Here is a 19,190-nt window from a genome sequence, read left to right on the forward strand (position 1 = left end):
AGTTTAGGCGTAGGCGTGAGTAAACAAATAAAACATGAGAATGATCAGTGCGTGTAAGATCAGTACAATTGCATAGATCTGTTTCCAGGAGGAAAGTATCGGTGGCCGTTCGTCGGCATCAGCGTTTTCTGCCATATTACCGGACGGCTTCGGTGGTATTGCCATCTTAAAAGTTTTGTTATTTGACAGGAATCCAATGGACGTTTTTTGTGGGAAGTTGCGCTAAGATAGCTTTTTATTCCATGTTTTGAGAATTATCTGGAATCCGTTTGGCGGGCCCGGCTTTTGCGCTTCGCATCGGCAGTGGGGGAGGGGGTGTGGAGAACCAGCGGGGAGTTAGCAGCGGCCTTCGGTTATCGAATTACGGGCTCTTGAGAAATAGCAAATTCAGCGACCAGTTCAATCAGGGAAGAATGGAATGGTATTATGGCCGGAGTGTGGGCCTATTCATTAGAAGGGCAAGTGCAGCGATTGAATATTGATCCTATTGTATAGCGGACGGATGGCGCCGGGCACCATCCGTCCGATCTGTTAGGGCAGTTTGGCGAGCACGGTTCGGTTGCCCTGCACCTTATCCCCGATACTCACTTCGATCTCGGCATCAACGGGTAAATACACATCCACCCGGGAACCGAAACTAATAAAACCCATTTCCGACCCCTGCTCCACCTGTTGGCCGACTTTCAGGTAATTTTTTATCCGTTTGGCCATCGCGCCGGCAATCTGCCGGAAGAGCACCTGGTGTTTGCCGCTATCGATAACGACGGTAGTCCGTTCGTTTTCGGTGGATGATTTGGGATGCCAGGCCACCAGGTATTTGCCCGGGTGATATTCACTGTAGATCACTTCGCCGCCGATGGGGTTGCGATTCACATGTACATTGACCGGCGACATGAAAATGGAAACCTGGATCCGCTGATCGTTGAAAAATTCGTTTTCCCGGGTTTCCTCGATCACGACTACCTTGCCGTCCGCCGGCGCGTAAACCTTTTCGTTATCCGGAGAATCGATCAGGCGACTGGGATTGCGAAAGAATTGCAGTACCAGCAGAAAAAGTACAATAGCCGCTACCAATACGAATGGGAAAACGACCGGTACCCAAACGGCAAATACCACCGTCAGGATCGTCAGCAGTACGAAGAGGGAGATGAGGATCTTATAGCCTTCCTTGTGTATCATGAATTGATTGATTGTGAGTTATCGGGCGAAATTGATAGTACAGATGGTTTATCTAAAATTACAGCGTCCTTACCCGCTGATCACCGGAGAAAACCAGAGGCAGGCTCCTCCCGGATTACATTTAGCGGTTCGGTCACTATTACTAATTGACGTTATTGGGGATCTAAATTAAAATAATGCGAATAGCTGCATTGTTCGATCGGACCGTTATTTGGGCTCCGGGTATTACCGGATCCATAACAGATAGGCCGCAACGAACGGCAGGATAAAAATAAAGCCGTCAAAGCGATCCAGCATGCCACCGTGGCCGGGTAGTAGGGTGCCGGAATCCTTGATCTGCACGCTGCGTTTCAGCATGGATTCCACCAGGTCCCCCAGCGTGCCGAAAATGGCAACAATGGAACCGATGATGAGCCAGTCGACCATACGGAGTTCATCAAAAATAAAATGCAGCCCGAAGGCCAGCAGAATGGTGATCACGATGCCGCCGATCGTTCCTTCCCAGGTCTTTTTGGGGGAGATCCTTTCAAAGAGGCGGTGCTTTCCGAACTGAGATCCCACCAGATAAGCTCCCGTATCATTGGCCCAGGACATCAGCAACAGGCCGAAAACCGTATTGGCGTAAAAATATTCCCCGTTGAAAGCGATCAGGTCCAGGAGGGCAAACGGCACTCCGATGTAGATCATTCCGAGAAAAATAAAAGCAATATTGGTAAACGGCTGATCCGAACCGGTATACAGTTCATAAATAAATGCCGTAAAAATGAACGGAGAAAATAACAGGGCGGAAATAAGGATAAAGTCTTCCGGATTATCCACCAGATTAAGCTGGACCACCGTGGCCAGGATAAAAGGGACCAGGCCCATACCTACTCCGAGTAATTTTCGCCAGTAATCCCTGCGGGTGTGTTTGTCCAGTACCATACTCAGGTATTCCCAGAGGCAAAGTGCGGTAATAACGGAAAACAACAAGGCGAATGAGTAGCGGCCACCAAATAGCCCGCCCAACATAACTAAGACAAAGATTAACGCGGTAAATGCTCGCTTCAACAAACCTTCCATAAGGCAAACATAATCATTCTAGGCCAGGATTTACTGGATTTCATTATTATCAAATAGGTGTCGTACGGTAGATCAGCCCGGATACGGACCGCGATCGGTTCGCGTGGGGCATCCACCAATACTTGGCAATCGCTTTTTATAGCTATCCCCTTCCTCGCGGTAGAGAATAGACTCAGGTTTATTAAAATCGGGACCCCAATAATGAGACAATTCTTTTTTATCACCAAACTTCCTCAGCGCAAATCACCCGCCGGCTATTCTTTCCCGCCGTCTTCCGGAGCGTTTGGATAATTCCGGATCCCGTAGATCAGACCCGCCAGCAGGACGGCCGACACGAGGGTGGCGATCCAGTTGGGGCTCAGACCCTGTTCCGGATCGGGAGCAATGAGTTCTTCCCCCAGCAGGTATTGACCGAGGATCTGGGAGCCGTTAAAAACGAAATGCCCGGCAATGGGCACCCACAGGCTGCGCGTCCACACCAGCAGATAACCCAGCAGCGCGCCCAGAAGCATCCGGGGCAGGAAGCCGGCAAACTGCATGTGGAACGCACTGAAAATGAGCGCGGCGATCCATACGGCCAGGTGGGCCCGGCCGTAGCGTTTTTCCAGTTGTTGCTGCAGCAGTCCCCGGAAAAGCAGTTCCTCTCCGATGGAAGGCAGCAGGGCGATCACGATCAGGTTGAACAGAAATACGCCCGGCGTCTCCATGGTCAGGAGCGCCTGAATCGTTTCATTGGCCTGGTCTTCCATGTTGGACATCCAGCCGGGTAGCGGGATCTGCTGATTGAGCCAGTAGGTAAATTGGGACAAAGGAAAGGAGACCAGGATGATCAGCATGCCGTAAAACACCAGTCCGATCGCCGGTGGCGGTGCCAGTCGCAGGTATCGCCACATTTGCCGCCGGTAAAAAAACCAGGCTACCAGTAAAGACGGAATGGCAAAGGTAAACGCCTGACTGATCAGGTGGGAAAGCCGGATGTAATTGCGTTTTTCCAGCGAACTTTCCGGATTCAGCTCCCGCAGTACCGTGGCGAGCTCCCAGCCTTTGAAATGACTGATCAGCTGGATGATCAGGGTACCGATCAGGCTACAGAGGATAACGCTGATCAATAAAAAGATGGCTTTCAGTAATAGCGAATTCGTCAGGCCATTATCGTCTCCCGGATCCGGTTCAAGAAATGGAAAAAGCTTCATGCAGTGCCTAATCTCAATTTTTTGCGGTGGAGAAGTCGTTGTTGCGGTTACCCGGTCCGCACGTTACCTATCGCCCGGCCTGGCTCCCAATTTCCGGGGCGATAGAGCGGGGAAAAGCCCGCCACTGATCGGTAGTCTGTGCTAAAAACTAAACGCAAACGACTTCTAAAGTCCCAAATATATTACTTTTGCGGCAACTTGATACGCCCGCCTGTCCGGTGGCTGCCGGCGACCCGGAATTTCTTCGGTTTCCGGCTGCAATTACCGATCATCGGCGGGCTATCCGGAAATTGATTTATTAATGGTTGGAGAAAATATTTGGTGGGAGTAATATTAACGCTGTTAGAAAGCCTGGCCGCGAGCCCATTAGTTCGGAAATTGCCAATACCGTTCCCGCAAGGGCTGCTGCTCACCGTTCCCTATTCTTCGATCCTTATTCCTGAATAATGACCCGATTAAGCGTAAATATTAATAAGGTGGCACTGATCCGGAATTCCCGGGGCAGTAACCAGCCGGACCTGGTCCAGGTTGCAAAAGATTGTGAAGCCTTCGGTGCCCAGGGCATCACGGTCCACCCGCGACCCGATCAACGGCATATCCGCTACGATGATGTACCGGCGCTGAAGCCGATCGTAACGACCGAGTTCAATATCGAGGGAAATCCTACTCCGGAGTTTTTGGACCTGGTGTTGGCCCATCGGCCCGACCAGTGTACGCTGGTGCCCGATACCCCGGGGCAATTGACCTCCGATCATGGCTGGGATACCGTTTCCGATGCTCCTTTCCTCAAGGACGTCACCGCCCGCCTGAAAGAAGCGGGTATCCGGGTATCCCTGTTTGTGGATGCAGATGAAAAAATGGTGGAAGGCGCCAAAGCCGTGGGAGCCGACCGGATCGAATTCTACACGGGGCATTATGCCCACGAATTCGCGGTGGATCCCGAGCAGGCCGTGGCTGCCCACCGGCGTGGGGCGAAGGTGGCCAATGAGGTCGGTATCGGTATCAATGCCGGTCACGATCTCAATCTGGACAACCTCCGGTATTACGCTCAGGAGGTGCCAGGTTTATTGGAAGTATCGATCGGGCACGCCCTGATCTGTGATGCCCTGTACTACGGCCTGCAGAATACCATCCAGATGTACCTGCGCCAGCTTTCCTAGCGGGAAAGGGGCCAAATACCGGATCTGGGATAGATGTATAGACAATTTTTTTTCTACCCCGGATCCGATTTTCCAGCCTTTGCTTAAGGTTTTATTATCAGAAAGTTAGGCGGAACAGCAAAGCGGGCCGGAGGTTCGCTGGCTTGTGACGAAATGCAAGCTTAGTGACAAACATCAAGCTAAAATTTTTATATGAGGCAGCGGATGCTTACTTTTGCCGTTATTATAAAAGGTATTGGATATTAATTTTTGAAATCATTAAAAAAAATTGGGTCCTTTTTCGAAGAAATTAAATAAACACTAAATTTTTGACCCGCATTTTACTAAATCGTAAACTGTAGTACAGCAAATCTAGCCGTTATTTTTCCCATGAACTTATGTCTTTGACCATTCAGCTCCCAGACCCAAGAGAGCTGACGTAAACTGTAAAATATTAAGCTCCGAGCTCAGAACTGAGCGCTTGAATCAACAAACGAGACAAAAAATTTAAACGGTTTAACGAGCCTGCTCGTGGCCATAGGGGCTCCTGTGCCTCCTGGTCAGGGTATGCGCATTAAGCTGACGTTTGATTATATTTTTTTAACAATCACTTATTAGTATGAAAAAACTCTTATTAGCAATTGTGCTAGTATGCGGTGCCCTAGGTGCTGTGATAGCACAAACACGAACTGTGACGGGAGTCGTCACCGATCAAAGCGGAGAGGGGCTCATCGGAGCCAGTATTGCAGTGAAGGGTACCACTACCGGTACCGTTTCTGACTTTGACGGTACTTACAGCATCCGGGTACCCGAAACGGGTGGAACCCTGGTATTTAGCTACACTGGTTTCTCTACGGAAGAAGTAGAGATCGGTAGCCAGAGTGTGATCAACATTTCCCTCCAGGAAGGGGTCGTATTATCCGAAGCGGTCGTTACCGCCCTGGGTGTACAACGGGAAGAAAAAGCACTTGGCTATGCGGTACAGGAGATCGAATCCGACCAGCTTAACCTTTCACAGGATCCCAACGTTATTTCATCTCTTTCCGGTAAAGTAGCGGGTGTACAGATCATCAGCTCTTCCGGCGCCAGCCTCGGTGGTAGTGCCAAAGTGCGTATCCGGGGTGTGAGCGGTCTTACCGGCGGCGATCCACTGTATATCGTGGACGGTACGCCGATCTCCAATGATAACTTTTCCGGTTCTACTTCCGGTTCTGACTACGGTAACCTGGCTACGGACATCAACCCGAACGACGTTGAGAAAGTTTCCGTACTGAAAGGCCCGGCCGCAACCGCACTTTACGGTGAGCGTGCTTCTAACGGTGTGGTACTGATCACCACCAAAAAAGGCAACTACGGCAAAAAAGGTATCGGCGTTTCCGTTACGTCTTCCGTAACGGCTGATCGCGTTTACATTCTGCCGAACTACCAGAACGAATACGCCGGTGGTTACTCTCAGGAATTTGAAGAGTACGTAGATCCGGTTGACGGACAAACTTACAAAGGACTGCTTTACGCAGCGGACGAAAGCTGGGGCCCCCGCATGGACGGTACGCAGTATCGCCCCTGGTGGAGCTGGCTGCCCGGTGATGATTACGGTACGCAGATCCCGCTGGAAGCCCAGCCGGACAACGTGCGGGACTTCTTCGAAACCGGTCTTTCCAATATCAACACCGTAGCCATCAACGGCGGTGCGGAAAACATGGGTTACCGCTTTTCTTTCACCAACCAAAACCAGGGTGGTGTAATTCCGAACAGTGAGCTGGACAAAAACATTGTTCAGGTAAACCTGAACTCTGAGATCGTTAAGAACCTGAGCCTGGAAGTGAACGCCAACTTCAGTTCTATCTCTGGTCTGGGTCGTCCGGAATTCGGTTACAACGGTGATAACCCGCTGACTTCTTTCAACCAGTGGTTCCAGCGTCAGCTGAGCATGGACCGCCTGGCGGATTACAAAAACCCGGACGGAACTTTCCGCTCCTGGAACATGCGTAGCCCGACGAACACGCGTCCGCAGTACTGGGATAGCCCGTACTTCTCCGTATTCGAGAACTACAGCACGGATAGCCGTAGCCGTTACTACGGTAACATCGGCCTGACCTATCAGGTATCCGACAACCTGACCATCAAAGGTGCCATCCGTCGTGATGATTACACCCAGCGTCTGGAAGAGCGGAACGCTACCGGTGGTCTGGATCTGGATCGCTACCGCGAATTTGTGGCTCAGGGCCGCGAGGACAACTACGAATTGCTGGCTGTATTTGCTGACAACTTCGGTAAATTCTCTCTGGATGCAACTCTGGGTGGTAACATCCGGAACAACTCTTACCACTCGGATGACGTATCTACTGCCGGTGGTCTGACTGCTCCTAACCTGTTCAACATCGAAGCATCTGTTGACCGTCCGAACGTTGCCCGTACCATCAGAAACAAGAAAGTAAACTCTGTATTCGGTTCGGCTACGCTGGGATATAACTCTTTCGCTTACCTGGGTGTAACCCTGCGTAACGACTGGTCTTCTGCCCTGCCGGCCAACAACAACGGATACCTGTATCCTTCTATCTCCGGTAGTTTGGTATTCTCCGAGCTGTTGAACTCCAACGTGATCAGCTTCGGTAAACTGTACGGTAGTGTAGCCCAGGTAGGTGCTGACCTGAACCCGTACCAGACCAACCTGCTGTACAACTTCGGTGCTAACCCATACGGTAGCAATGCTACCTTCTCGGTACCGAACACGCTGCCTAACCAGGATCTGCTGCAAACGCTGTCAACTTCCTGGGAGACGGGTATCGACGTTCGCATGTTCAATGACCGCTTCGGTTTCAATGCGATCTACTACGAAGGAAACGTAGAGAACGACATTCTGACCGTTCAGATCCCGGGATCATCCGGATACTCTTCTGCACTGGTTAATGCCGGTCTGTTTACTTCCAAAGGTATCGAACTGGCTCTGTACGGTACTCCGGTACGTTCCGGTAACTTCAACTGGGATGTTCGCCTGAACTACGCAAGAAACAGAACGACGGTAGAAAAATTGTACCAGGATCTGGGCAACTACAAACTGGCTGACGGTATCGGTGGCCAGGGCTGGGGTGGTTTCACCATCAACGCTATCGTTGGTCAGGAGTGGGGTCTTGCCCGCGGCCGTGGTTTCACTTATGACGACGCAGGTAACTACGTGATCACCGAAGGTGGCCGTTATGTAATCGACAACAACAAAGATCTCGGTTCTATCCTTCCTGACTTCCAGGGTGGATTCCTGAATACGTTCACGATCGGCAACTTCTCCATCAACGCGATGATCGACTTCCAGGCGGGTGGCCAATTCTTCTCCGTGACCAAGATGTTCAACGCTTACTCCGGTCTGGGTGAAGACACCGTTGGCGACAACGCACTGGGTAACCCGGTTCGCGATCCGGTACTGAACACCAGTGGCGAAGCAGTAACTTCTGTACTGCGCGGTGACGCTGCCGCTAACTCCGGTGGTGTACTGGTAGAAGGGGTAAGCGAATCCGGTGAGCCTCTGTCTGTACTGGTTGACGCAGTAAGCTACTACGGACGTCTGTTCGGTGTACACGAAAGATGGCTGTACGACGCCAGCTACGTGAAGCTGCGCGAACTGAGCGTAGGATATACCCTGCCGAAAGAAAAACTGGGTAACCTGCCGGTTCAGAGCATCGGTTTCTCCCTGATCGGACGTAACCTGTGGCTGATCAACTCTAATGTTGACGGACTTGATCCTTCTGAGATCCTGCCTGGTGCCAACAACCTGGTATTCGAGGAAAGAGGTGGTCTGCCGGGTGTACGTTCATTCGGTGCCCGTCTGAACGTGACGTTCTAATGAACTTCAGAGATCAACAGTGAGGAACGGAAGATCTGACTCCGGTCATTCAGCCGGTTCCTCCTGTAAGAACTGAATTGCTTTTTAAAACTTAATTAAGAATTTTAGTTTTCCCCGGGGGCGCCTCAATAGCAGCAGGACCCATTCTTACTGTGGCTCCTGCGGGAAAGCAAAATTGATCAACATATGAAAAACTTCATTTATAAATCACTATTTGCCTTTATCTTACTCGGCTTTGTAGCCTGTGACGATTTTGGTGATATTGATATTGATCCGAATAAACCTACCCAGGTAGCTCCGGCTACGCTGCTGACCAACGCCGAACAGGTAGTGTCTTCAGTGGTAGGTTCTGCACTCGGTGAACTGTACGCTCAACACATGGCCGAGATCACCTATACGGAAGGTTCTCGCTACCAGGATATCCAGGCGGATTTCTCCGGTTGGTATACCGGCGCCCTGCAGGATCTGCAGCGGGTGATCGACCTGAACACCGATCCGGAAACCATGGACGCAGCTTCTATCAGCGGTCCTAACGAAAACCAGATCGCAGCGGCCAAGATCCTGCAATACTTCTTCCTGCACCACCTGACCGACCGTTGGGGACCACTGCCCTGGAGTGAAGCCCTGCAGGCTGAGATAGGCATCATCACGCCTACTTTCGACAGCCAGGAAGCGATCTACGATGCCATTTTCTCCGGACTGAAAGAGGCTACCGCAATGATCGACGAATCTGCCGGTTCAATTGATGGTGACTTCATCCTGGGTGGCGATATGGCTAAGTGGAAGCAGTTTGCCAACACGATCCGTATGGTTGCTGCCCTGCGTATTTCTGACGTAGCTGCGGGTAAAGCGGAAACGGAATTCAACTCGGCGGTTGCCGACGGTATTCTGACCGAGACCCTGTACTACCCGTACCTGGCCGAAACGGCTAACCAGAACCCCTGGTACGCTCGTTTCATCACGCGTTCTGATTACGCGCTGACCGAGATATTCGTGAACAACCTGATGGATCTGAACGATCCTCGTCTGGAGAGCTACGCTGATCCGGCTACCACTCCCGGTATCGGTATCGTTGGTATGCCTTACGGTTTGGCCAACTCTGACGTAAACCCGGAAAATGTGTCTTTCCCGAACTCTGTTTACGTGAAAGCACAGGACGCTCCGATCGCTATCTACTCTTTGGCTCAGATCAATTTCTCTCTGGCCGAGGCTGCTGCCCGCGGTTGGACCAACGGAGACGCCGAAGCGCTTTACAGAGAAGGTATCATGGCTTCCTGGGAGCAGTGGGGTGTTAGCGGTGCTGATTTCGATGCTTACTACGCTCAGCCGGAAGTAACCTACAGCGCTGATATGTGGAAAGAAAAGATCGGTTACCAGAAATGGGTTGCTCTGTACCTGCAGGGATACGAAGCCTGGGCGGAATACCGTCGCCTGGACGAGCCTTCTCAATACCTGATCGTACCGGAAGAACCTTTCAACGCCAGTGGAGAGATCCCGATGCGTAACGTATATGCGAACGATATCGCCAACCTGAACGCAAGTGGCTACGAAGAAGCCCTGCGTCTGTTGGGTGGTCCGGACAGTGACGGAACCCAACTTTGGTGGGACGTAAATTAAACCGGAAAAACGGGGTGAAGTGTGAGGAATGGTGACCCGTTCCTCATCCTTCATGCCGCTTTTTCGAACAGACAAACGACTAAAGAATCATACTAATCTTATCCCGATTGACCGTGGTTTTGACCACTAAAGCAAAAAGGGATCTTACATCCGGGGCGATAAGTGCAGCGCATTTATCGCCTCTTTTCGTTTTGATATTTGTTAAAAAGGTAATCCGTAAGAGAATTTAAAAAAAATATTTTTTGCCCTTTTTCTCTATGAATGCGCAAAAAAACACGATGAAAAATCGGAATTGTTAAAGAATTCTAAATTTTTTTTACTTTTGGAGCAGCAAAAGACATGCTTTCATCGATCTTTAATAAAGACAAACAATAATTGGTTGATCACAACATGACTGTTATTAATTATTCTCTCCCAAAGCCAATAGCATTTTTTTAGTAAAAAACGCTCCCGTTAAAAGTCAAAGTAAACTCCCTAAGACCAGCTCAGTAAATTCGGTGATTACGAAAATATTTAAGATTCTCTATGTGGTTTTTTTTAAAAACCATAATTTTGGATTTCGTTTGCTTTAATTGTCAAAACAAAATTGGATTAGTATGAAAAAACTCTCACTAGTTTTAATGCTAGTGGTGTTTGCCTGTGGTTTTGCCATAGCGCAAAGGACCATTAGTGGTACAATTTCCGATACCAGTGGCGAGCCACTGATCGGTGCCAGTATCCTGGTGAAAGGTACTACGTCCGGTACGGTTACTGATATCGATGGTAAATATACCCTCTCAGTTCCCGACGGAAGTAATACCCTGGTCGTCAGCTATACTGGTTTCTCTACCAAAGAGGTAGAGGTCGGTACTTCTACCGTGGTGGATATCGCCATGTCCGAATCGGCAGAGGTACTCAGTGAGGTAGTTGTAACCGGTTTGGGTATCAAGAAGGAGAAAAAAGCCCTCGGTTACGGTGTATCCACACTTGATCAAACTGACATTGCCAACCGGGTTGAATCCGACGTAGCCCGTATCCTTCGGGGTAAAGCTACCGGGGTAGACATCACCCAAACTTCCGGTCTGGCCGGTTCCGGTACCAACGTTATTATTCGTGGTTACTCTTCTATCACCGGTACCAACCAACCTCTTTTCGTGATCGACGGTATTCCTTTTAACACCGAAACCAACTCTATCGGTGGATTTACGAACGGTGGTGCTGCTGCTTCCAGCCGTTTCCTCGATCTCGATCCCAACAACATTGCTGAGGTATCCATCCTGAAAGGTCTGAGTGCAACGGTACTCTACGGTGAAGCCGGTCGTAACGGTGTGATCCTGATCACTACCAAGAACCGCGCTGCTTCCGACAACACGGCTGACAAGAAATTCGAAGTTAGTGTCACTCAGCAGATCTCTTCTTCTCAGGTAGCTAACCTGCCTGATTATCAGAACACTTACGGTAACGGTTTCTCCGGTGACTTCGGATGGTTCTTCTCTAACTGGGGACCTGAATTCTCCGCTCGCGGCCGTAACGGTATTGCGGAAGACGGTACGATCGATCACCCTTATGATCAGTCTCAGTACAATGACGACTTTCCGGAATACATCGGTGTTCGCTATCCTTACCAGCCTTACGAAAGTGTGGAGAACTTCTTCCAGCCGGGTCTGACCAGCAATACTTCTATTGCTATCTCCAACAACCTGGGTAACGGTTCTTCCATCAGTGCTACGTACAGCTACCTGTCTGACGAAGGCTTCCTTCCCGACCTGGACGAACAGCGCGGTGGCGGTCCTTCCAACTACCTAAACAAGCACAACTTCGGTTTGGGTGGTAGCACGGAGCTGGCTAACGGACTGAAGATCAACTCTACGTTCAACTACGTAGACTCTGAGAGCCGCCTGCTGCCGACTGCACCTGCCTTCGGTGGTGACGGTAACGGTTTCTACGCTGCCCTGGTATTTACGCCGCGTTCTATCGACCTGATGAACCTGCCTTACCAGAGCCCGCTGGACGGATCTAACGTTTACTACCGTCGTGGTTCTGCTATCCAGAACCCGCGCTGGACGCTGAACAACTCTTCTTTCAACGACCGCGTACGTCGTTTCTTCAGTACGGTTGAACTGAGCTACGAACTGGCTCCATGGCTGAACGCCCTGTACCGTCTGGGTCTTGACCAGTACACGCAAAACTCCGAAGAGGCTGTAAACCGCGGTGGTCCCCGTAACATCAACGGACAGCTGCAGTCTTACAACCGCTACAACAACATTACCGACCAGGTACTGAACCTGTTGTACAACTTCCGTCTGGGTGATAACTTCGATCTCGATGGTATCATCGGTGCCAACCTGAGAAGAGAAGTAGGTCGCTTCAACGGTACCAACAGTACCAACCAGTTCGTTTACGGACTGCTGAACCACAACAACTTCATCGATCATAACTCTTTCTCTTCCAGAGTAGAAGAGACTACGATCGGTTTGTACGCTACGACTACTTTGGGCTTCAAGAGCTTCGCTTACCTGAACCTGCAGGCTCGTAATGACTGGACGTCTACCCTGGAGCAGGCTAACCGCTCCCTGCTGTATCCTTCAGCCAGTTTCTCTTTCATTCCGACGGAAGCTATCCCCGGACTGCAAAGCCGGAACTTCCTGAACTACCTGAAACTGCGGGTTGGCTACGGTACTTCTGCCGGTTATCCCAACCCTTACCAGACGCGTAGCGTACTGGGTACTGCTACCAACACCTTCGTTACCGGTGGTGGTTCCGTGTTGAACATCAACACGGTATCTAACCGTCTGGGTAACGCCGCCCTGAAACCGGAGCTGCACAAGGAATTGGAATTCGGTCTGGAAGGTCGCTTCCTGGACAACCGCATCGGTGTTGAACTTTCTGTATACGACAAGAACTCTAGCGATATCATCATCGACCTGGATCTTGACCCGGCTACCGGTTTCACCAATACTACGGTGAACGCAGCCGAACTGACGAACAAAGGTATTGAGCTTGGATTGGACATCACTCCGATCCGCGGAGCTTTCACCTGGGATTTCAAGATCAACTATACGCGTAACCGCAGTGAGGTAGTGAAAATTGCCGACGGTGTAGATCAGGTAGGTATTGCCGGTTACACCAACCTCGGTAACATTGCCCGTGTAGGTGAGCCTTACGGTGTATTCTTTGGTTCTCCGTTCGTACGTACTGAAAGCGGCGCACTGTTGGTAAACAACGTGGGTAGCTACGTAGTAGGTTCTAACGATGACGTGATCGGTGACCCGAACCCGAACTATACGGCTAACTGGATCAACAACTTCTCCTGGAAAGGATTTTCTTTCGGCTTCCAGTGGGATTACACGGATGGTGGTGATATCTACTCTTCCACGGTTCAGGCCCTGTTGGCTCGTGGTAACACCGTCGATACGGACGTAGACCGCTTCCTGCCAATCATCCTGCCGGGTGAACTGGCGGACGGAACTCCGAACAACATTCAAACCTATATTGGTGATGCCTTCTTTGATGCCTATTTCGGTGCTAACGAGGGTGGTGTATTTGATGGTACCGTTATTCGTTTGCGCGAAGTATCCTTGTCTTACGTGTTGCCGGAATCATTGTTGGAGAACTCTCCTTTCGGACGGATCGGAATTACTTTCTCCGGTCAAAACTTATGGTATAATGCGCCTAACTTCCCGGTAGGTATCAACTTCGACCCCGAAGTACTGTCACTGGGTGTAGGTAACGGTAGAGGATTCGATTTTAGAACTGGTCCTACAGCTAAGAAAATTGGCTTCACTCTGAACGCCACTTTCTAAGAGAAAGCTATCAGGAACATTTCTATTATTTCATCAAAGAAAAATTATCAACATGAAGTTTTTTAATAAAATGCTGATTGTTGCACTAGTCCTTGGATTTTCTGCCTGTGACAACTTTGAGTTGGATCTTCAGGATAACCCAAACGCGGTTACACCGGAAAATGCTAGTGTTAACGATCTTTATAATAACGTTCAATTAAGTTTCAACGGATTTTTCAACAGTCTGTGGGGTTTTTCCGGAAGTCTCACCCGGATGATCGCCAACACTGGTGCATACGATTATCAGAACGCTTATTCTCCGACCAGCTTTGATGGTATCTGGACGAATGCCTACGCCGGCCTGCTGGCGGATATCGATGCCCTCATCGAACTGGCGGATTCCCGTGGTCTGGACATTCACGCCGGTTCGGCCAAAGTAATGAAAGCTTACACTTTCATGGCATTGGTTGATATCTTCGCGGATGTACCTTACACGGATGCACTGCAGGGATCGGAGGTGTTGAGCCCCTCTCTGGAATCCGGACAGACGGTCTACGCGGGAGCACTCGCTACCCTGGACGAAGCTATCGCCCAACTGGGTAGTACTTCTGCGGCGCGTCCGGTTACCAACCTTTACAATAACGGTAGTGCAGGTGCCTGGCTGAAAGTGGCCAATACCCTAAAGCTGAGAGCTGCCCTGACTACCCGCCTGGTCGATCCGAGTGGTTCTGCCAGCACGATCAACGCTTTGGTTTCCGGTGGCAACATCATCGACGAAGCCAGCGAAGATTTCCAGTTCAACTACGGTAACCAGCGGAATAACCCGAACTCTCGTCACCCATTCTACAACAACTCTTATGAGAATGCTGACGGAACTTACATGTCTACTTACTACATGTGGTTGCTGAGAGGAGAGAAGGAAACTGCTGATGGTATCGCTGTAATTGATCCCCGGATCCGTTACTATTTCTACCGTCAGGTGGAAGATGCCAATGCTTTCGGTACCAACGAATACTCCTGTCACTTCACCAACCTGCCCGATCAGGAATCCAAGCCGGCGCACTTTGCTCAGTTCAATCCGCGTTTGCCCTACTGTATCATTCCTAACGACGGTTACTGGGGACGGGATCACCTGAACAACGAAGGTATTCCGCCCGACGGAAACCTGCGTACCGTTTACGGTCTGTACCCGGGTGGTGGCCAGTTTGACGACAGCTCCTTCGACGAGGTTCAGCAACTGGGTACTACCGGAGGTTTGGGACAGGGTATCAGCCCGATCCTGCTGTCTTCTTTCACTGCTTTCATGCGGGCTGAAGCCGCTCTGACGATCGGTACCAATGATGACGCACGGGCGATGCTGGAAGAAGGTGTTCGTGCTTCTATCGCTAAAGTACAAAGCTTTGGCAGTCTGGTGCCGGCTACGTTGTCCCGTCAGGTTGACGTACGTGGTGAATTGATCCCGGTAGCCGACCTGTATGTTCCTACTTCGGATGATGTGGATGCCTATGTTGACTTTGTATTAGGCCAATACGATGCAGCTGCTAGTGACGATGAGCGCCTGAACGTTATTGCCAAGGAATACCTCATCGCCCTGTGGGGTAATGGTATCGAAGCTTACAACATGTACCGTCGTACAGGTAAGCCGGATGGTATTGCTCCTTCTCTGGAACCAGGTGCTGGTGCTTTCATCCGTTCTGCATTTTTGCCGGCAGTACACGTAAACCGTAACGCTACGACTTCTGGAAACAAACCGCTGACCCAGCAAGTATTCTGGGATACGAACCCGGCGGATTTCGTTTATTAATGATCGAGTATGGTGGTAGCGGGTTAGTTTAGAATGATGGTACCGCTGGAAGCGATCGTTTTCCGGCGGACTGTTCCAACGCTCGCTGCTCGAGAAGTTTTAGCTTACTATTTACCAAAAATTTACATTCATCATGAATAAAAAAATATTGTCAATATTGGCTCTGGCGGGACTGGGTTTGTTCGCAACATCCTGTGCCGACGAAGATCTGGGGCCAGTAGTAACATTTGATACGGCCGGTAAGGGAGCTTATGTTCGTTTGCTGGAAGACAACGGGAACCTGTTGGTGAACCTGTTGGACCTTTCTCAGTCAGAATATGTCTACTCTGTTGAATTTGTGGACCTGGAGCAGGGTGATCTGGTTAGTGAATACCGCATTGACCTGGTATACCAGGATCGTAACACGGACAACGGGGACAATTCTTCCGGCCCGAATGAAATCATGAGCTGGTCGGCCAGCGAATTTGTAGAATCCGAAAGAGGCTTCAAATCCGTAATGGATATCTCTATCACTCCGGACGATCTGTTCCGTACGGCCGGCGTTGACGCCAGCACCGTAAAGGCAGGTGACCGTTTCGTAGTGAAAGGTACCCTGACGCTGGAAGACGGTTCTACTTTCACGGCTGACAATTCTACTGCCGCTGTAAACGGATCTGCATTTGCCGGTCACTTCGATTTCGTACTGTCTGCCGGTTGTCCTTCCGACCTGACCGGTACTTTCGACTTCGTTGGATCTAACTTCTGGTGCGGCGCTGCCGATAACACCGGTTCCGTGACGATTAACGCACTGGGTGGTGGTTCTTACTCCTTCAGCGACTGGTCATTCGGCGCTTATCCGGCCTGCTACGGCGGTAACGCTGCCGGTTGGGGAACACTGGCCTTCACTGACGTATGTGAAGAAGTTTCCTTCACGGGTAGAACGGATAACTACGGTGATACCTGGACCTTCACTTCCAGCCTCAGCGATGATGGCACCGAGTGGACGATCAACTGGGTTAACACCTACGGTGAAGCCGGAACGGGTACGGTCATCAACCCTGCGGGTTGGGATTTCGTCCTGGCGGAATAAGTATAAAAACAGGGTAGTGGCTTACGGGCTGCTACCGTTTTACCTATAATTTTACAGGCCATATTTAAATGTACCTTAGTTGCATTTGAATATGGCCTTTTTAATTAGTTCCATGTTTTAAAACAAGTTTATGAAATTAGCGATACCCATATGCAGTGCCCTAATTTTATGGCAATTAACAGGTTTAGGTCTATTCGCACAAAATACCGTAGGGCTATTATCCATAGAAGCAGGAGAGACTTACGAAGGATACAATCTGATCTATCCGCACAATCAACCCAATGTCTATTTACTCGATCTCTGCGGAGAGGTGGTTCATACCTGGACGGATGACGATAATTTCCGGCCCGGTAATTCAGCCTACATTCTTCCCAACGGAAACCTGGTAAAAACCAAACGCGAGAACAGTTTCCTCAACGATCCGATCTGGGCCGGTGGGGGAGGAGCGATCGTGGAGATCCGCAACTGGGACAATCTGCCGCTGTTCAGTTTTGAGCTCAATGACAGCCTGTACCGCCTGCACCACGATGTGGCTCCTTTACCCAACGGCAACGTTCTGATGATCACCTGGGAACGCAAAACCGGAGCGGAAGCACGGGCGGCCGGGCGTGCTGCGGATCTGCTTCCCGAAGACGAGCTCTGGTCGGAAGCCATTCTGGAATGGGATCCCCGCAAGGATTCTATCGTCTGGAGCTGGAGCGTATTTGATCACCTCGTTCAGGATCTGGACGAGGAGGTCGCCAACTTTGGGGTCGTAGCGGACCATCCCGAGTTGATCGACATCAATTACGATGAACACGACGGCCATCCGGACTGGCTGCACGTCAATGCCATCGGCTACAATCCGGTATTGGATCAGATCGTTCTGAGTGTTCCCTATTTCAACGAGATGTGGGTGATCGACCACAGCACCACTACCGAAGAAGCGGCCGGACACAGCGGCGGCAATGCCGGTAAAGGTGGTGATCTGTTGTTTCGCTGGGGCAATCCGGCAGCCTACGATCAGGGCACCGAAGCGGACAAACAACTCTTTTTTCAGCACGATGTACACTGGGTAGCACCCCAGGCAACGGCGGAAGATCCGGCATTCGGCTCTATTGCCGTGTACAACAACCGGGCTCCCGGAGGCAGATCCCCCGGGCAGATCGTGGCGGCGGTGCCGGAAAGCGGCGGCTACACTTATCCCCTGACGGATGGAGTCTTCGAACCGGCTGATTTTGCGGTTACCGTTACGCATCCGGGGGACGAACAGCGTGTGAATTCCGCATCCGTCTCCAGCGTCCAGTTCCTCCCGAACGGCAACACCTTATTATTGGCCGGCCGGTGGGGTTTTGCCTACGAAATAGCTCCCGACCGAAGTGTCGTTTGGGAATACGTGGTACCACTGAAGAACGGTGGCCCGGCCGTACAGGGCGATACCCTCGGTATCAGTGATAATCTGACCTTCCGCATGGAGCGCTACGCTGCTGATTATGTGGCTTTTGAGGGTCGGGATCTGAGCCCGAAAGGCTATCTGGAGCAGGAACCAAACGAAGGCTACTGTGCGCTGCTACTACCGGCCCGCGAACCGCTGGCAGAAAGGACGGATATCCATATCTATCCCAACCCTGTCCGGCGAGATCTGACCATAGAATGGACCGAAAACGGCGTTCCCCTGCAAATGCAACTACACGACCTGAGCGGCAAAACGGTCGAACGCTTTTCCATACGAAGCGGAATGAACACGGTAGATCTCAGTCGCCTCGAGGCCGGTATCTACCTGCTGCGTGCACCGGGAATGATCGCCCGCAAGATCGTGGTATTACCCTGATCGATCTGATGGCCTTCCGGAGCGGTGGTATCCGGAAGGCCACTGGTCGATCTTACCATTCTATCGTATAGGAGTAGCCCGAATTGCCGGACTTTGGTGGCTGGTCGTCTGTCTTTTTTTCGGTTGGAACGAATTCGTACCGAATACCCGGAGCGGATTCCGGAGCGGCTTTTTTGGCGGTCTTTTTCGGCAGGCGAAAATGGATCTGGATGTTCCTGTGGAAGAGTACCTTCATCTTGCGATTTTTAGGCACTTCAAATTTCAGCAGCTTCACAATACGCACGGCCTCTTCATCACAACCGGCCCCCAGGCCCGATATGATCCGGGCTTCTATGACTTTACCCAGATGATTGATGGTATATTTTAAATAGACGGTCCCCTCCAGGCTTTCCGCCAGGGCCTGTTTCGGGTAACAAAGCTGTGCTTTCAAAAATTTGCGCATCGCCTTGATCCCTCCCGGATAGACGGGCTTGTGCAGAAAATCTTTTTCTCTCTTTTCTTTTTTCATACATTCGACATTGCAAAATTACTCAACCCTGACCCCCTTCGCCCCTGACACCTGCCACCCCTGACCCCTCACCCCTCTCTCCCGACACCTCCCACCTGACACCTCCCCCCTCTCACCTGACCCCTCCCACCTCCAACATAAAAAATAAAATCGAAATCCCCCCCCCGAACAACCCGCCCGGATGAATTTTCAAGAAAATATTCCTCGGCG

General features: G+C 50.8%; 12 protein-coding genes. 7 read left to right on the forward strand and 5 right to left on the reverse strand.

The genetic code is table 11. The features are described 5' to 3' along the window. Positions 1-3: 3 nt before the first annotated feature. The 4 genes from CRP01_RS42210 to CRP01_RS08320 form a co-directional block, all read right to left on the reverse strand. Positions 4-165, reverse strand: a complete 162-nt coding sequence (locus CRP01_RS42210) for a hypothetical protein (RefSeq protein WP_170110268.1) — start codon at positions 163-165, stop codon at positions 4-6. Positions 166-531: 366 nt separating this feature from the next. Next, the gene (locus CRP01_RS08310) at positions 532-1,179 is read right to left on the reverse strand and encodes a phosphatidylserine decarboxylase family protein (RefSeq protein ID WP_099149554.1); all 648 of its coding nucleotides are present in this window, start codon (positions 1,177-1,179) and stop codon (positions 532-534) included. Between the two features lie 225 nt (positions 1,180-1,404). Beyond that, on the reverse strand, positions 1,405-2,241 hold the full coding sequence (locus CRP01_RS08315) for a phosphatidate cytidylyltransferase (protein WP_099149555.1): 837 nt from the start codon (positions 2,239-2,241) through the stop codon (positions 1,405-1,407). A 254-nt stretch (positions 2,242-2,495) separates the two neighbouring features. Continuing rightward, on the reverse strand, positions 2,496-3,434 hold the full coding sequence (locus CRP01_RS08320; RefSeq protein ID WP_099149556.1) for a CPBP family intramembrane glutamic endopeptidase: 939 nt from the start codon (positions 3,432-3,434) through the stop codon (positions 2,496-2,498). Positions 3,435-3,880: 446 nt separating this feature from the next. On the opposite strand from CRP01_RS08320, the gene CRP01_RS08325 reads away from it, so the two are divergent. The 7 genes from CRP01_RS08325 to CRP01_RS08355 all read left to right on the forward strand — a co-directional run bounded on the left by CRP01_RS08325 (position 3,881) and on the right by CRP01_RS08355 (position 18,472). After that, complete coding sequence (locus tag CRP01_RS08325; protein WP_099149557.1) at positions 3,881-4,594, forward strand: pyridoxine 5'-phosphate synthase; 714 nt, start codon at positions 3,881-3,883, stop codon at positions 4,592-4,594. Positions 4,595-5,264: 670 nt separating this feature from the next. Further along, positions 5,265-8,411, forward strand: a complete 3,147-nt coding sequence (locus CRP01_RS08330) for a SusC/RagA family TonB-linked outer membrane protein (protein WP_170110278.1) — start codon at positions 5,265-5,267, stop codon at positions 8,409-8,411. Between the two features lie 186 nt (positions 8,412-8,597). Continuing rightward, the gene (locus tag CRP01_RS08335) at positions 8,598-10,028 is read left to right on the forward strand and encodes a SusD/RagB family nutrient-binding outer membrane lipoprotein (RefSeq protein WP_099149559.1); all 1,431 of its coding nucleotides are present in this window, start codon (positions 8,598-8,600) and stop codon (positions 10,026-10,028) included. A 596-nt stretch (positions 10,029-10,624) separates the two neighbouring features. Then, a complete protein-coding gene (locus tag CRP01_RS08340) occupies positions 10,625-13,810 on the forward strand; it encodes a SusC/RagA family TonB-linked outer membrane protein (protein ID WP_099149560.1) in 3,186 nt (1,061 codons plus the stop codon). 52 nt (positions 13,811-13,862) lie between these two features. Further along, positions 13,863-15,593 carry a SusD/RagB family nutrient-binding outer membrane lipoprotein gene (locus CRP01_RS08345; RefSeq protein ID WP_099149561.1) on the forward strand — a complete coding sequence of 577 codons (1,731 nt, stop codon included), beginning with the start codon at positions 13,863-13,865 and terminating at the stop codon, positions 15,591-15,593. Positions 15,594-15,726: 133 nt separating this feature from the next. Further along, a complete protein-coding gene (locus tag CRP01_RS08350) occupies positions 15,727-16,662 on the forward strand; it encodes a hypothetical protein (protein ID WP_143473315.1) in 936 nt (311 codons plus the stop codon). Between the two features lie 130 nt (positions 16,663-16,792). Further along, positions 16,793-18,472 carry an aryl-sulfate sulfotransferase gene (locus CRP01_RS08355; protein WP_099149563.1) on the forward strand — a complete coding sequence of 560 codons (1,680 nt, stop codon included), beginning with the start codon at positions 16,793-16,795 and terminating at the stop codon, positions 18,470-18,472. 52 nt (positions 18,473-18,524) lie between these two features. Here CRP01_RS08355 and CRP01_RS08360 read toward each other — a convergent pair whose 3' ends face one another. Next, positions 18,525-18,980: an energy transducer TonB gene (locus CRP01_RS08360; RefSeq protein ID WP_099149564.1), complete on the reverse strand. Its 456-nt coding sequence runs from the start codon at positions 18,978-18,980 to the stop codon at positions 18,525-18,527. Positions 18,981-19,190 lie beyond the last annotated feature (210 nt).

This window comes from Flavilitoribacter nigricans DSM 23189 = NBRC 102662 (genome assembly GCF_002646595.1).
Lineage (GTDB): Bacteria > Bacteroidota > Bacteroidia > Chitinophagales > Saprospiraceae > Flavilitoribacter > Flavilitoribacter nigricans.